At 42.1% G+C, this 1,686-nt stretch carries 1 protein-coding gene and 1 pseudogene; both read right to left on the minus strand.

The genetic code is table 11. The features are described 5' to 3' along the window. Positions 1 to 196: 196 nt before the first annotated feature. A pseudogene (locus F6K53_RS40495) lies at positions 197 to 796 on the minus strand (transposase); the annotation flags it as partial. A 107-nt stretch (positions 797 to 903) separates the two neighbouring features. Continuing rightward, on the minus strand, positions 904 to 1,686 hold a 783-nt coding region (locus F6K53_RS40500), incomplete at its 5' end, for a group II intron maturase-specific domain-containing protein (protein WP_293085815.1).

The following is a 1,686-nucleotide window of genomic DNA, read 5'->3' on the forward strand; positions in this document are numbered from 1 at the left end:
CACGGTAGCGATTGTTTAAGAGTTTTGGATTCATGACGGATTCAGGGACAATTGGGTTCGAAGTGTGGTCTTCATTCTAATGTTAAGCTGCTCTCCGATTCAATTGGATGGTTGAGCAATGAGTTATTGGTAATTATTCATTGGTCATTGGTGCATAACAGGAGACTGTGCTTCGTGACATACTCCCGACGTTGCCCTAACGGGACAACGCGGGCTTCTTACCAACACCGGCCATTGCCTGGGTTACTCGGTAAGCTTTACTTCTGACGGGATGCCCCACCGCCAATTTCAAGATATTTTTAGCCGCATTAACATCCCTATCTGCGATATAACCACAATGGTGACAGGAATGGGTGCGGTCTTTTAGTTTTTTGGGTACTTTCTTCCCGCAGTTTGAACAGTTCTGGCTAGTATTCTTGGGATTAACTGCAACCGTTAACAGCCCAGCATTCTCGGCTTTGACTGAGAGGATTGACAGGAATTGACCCCATCCAGCGTCCAAAACTGATTTAGCCATTTTAGTCCTGGCTAGACCTTTAATGTTGAGCTTTTCATGGGCTACTAGATCGTGGTCATCTAGCAGACCGCACGCCGTCTTAAAATGAAAGTCTTTTCGGGTATCAGCTACCTTTTTATGAGCCTTCCCTAGTTTGGTTACAGCCTTTTTTCGGTTATTGCTACCAATTCTCGTTCGGCTAACGGCTTTCTGAATTTTCTTGAGCCGTTTTTGAGCTTTTCGGTAATATTGAGGAATTTCTACCTCAGTACCATCAGACTTAATCAAAAACGACTTAAGATTAAACTAAGCCGAGGGGTCACCCCGCCGACTCGTCTTCAAAACCGTACGTGATACTTTCGCATCATACGGCTCCTCATTATAGCGAACCATTTTCATTGGTACCTCTAAAATGGGTTGAAATCTAACTCGGAGGTTTCGATTTTCTTTCCATGTTTTCTATCGTGGCAATGTAAATGGAGTATTTCTAAGTTTTCTAACTTATTATTTCCCCCTAGTGCGCGTGGTTTTCTATGATGTACTTCTATTTGGTCACCTGGCTTGAACTTGAGTCTACATTCTGGGCATAATCCTTTTTGTCTGGTGAATAGTTTTCCTTTCACCTGAGACATCGTAGGGTGCTTTCCCATTCTGTTTCCCCAGTATATGAGGTCTCCGTCGTATATACTTCGGGTTTCTTTGACTTTCACGTGCCTTATTATAGGTGTCTTGGCGTGCTTTGGTAAGCTCACCTCTTTGTCTTTGAATACCCAGTTATCTCCTTCGGTTGTTCCCCAATATTTGTCTCTAATCCATGTGGCCGTTTTTTTGGAGTGTCTCCTTTTCCCCCATCTTCTGAGTTTGTTCCATAGCATACTGTCCAAATCACTGAACGTGTCTTTGCTGCACACTGACCTGTAGTAGTTGCACCATCCCACTATTTGCGGTTTTAATTTGTAAATTAAGTTAGCTTGGGATGCTGATTTATTTTTGTCAATGATTTGCTCTAACTTTTTGTAATGCTCTGTCACTTTCTTTTTGGATGGTTCTATAATGGTCTTGAAGCCTTGCTTTGAGTGGTTTTTTCCTACCTTATATTGTTTGATTTGAAATCCTAAGAAGTCAAATCCATCATAGGTATGGACTATTTTTGTTTTGCTTGGCTTCAGTTCCAAACCCATTTCATTTAG

It is taken from the genome of Moorena sp. SIO4A1, assembly GCF_010672065.1.
Classification (GTDB): Bacteria; Cyanobacteriota; Cyanobacteriia; order Cyanobacteriales; family Coleofasciculaceae; genus Moorena.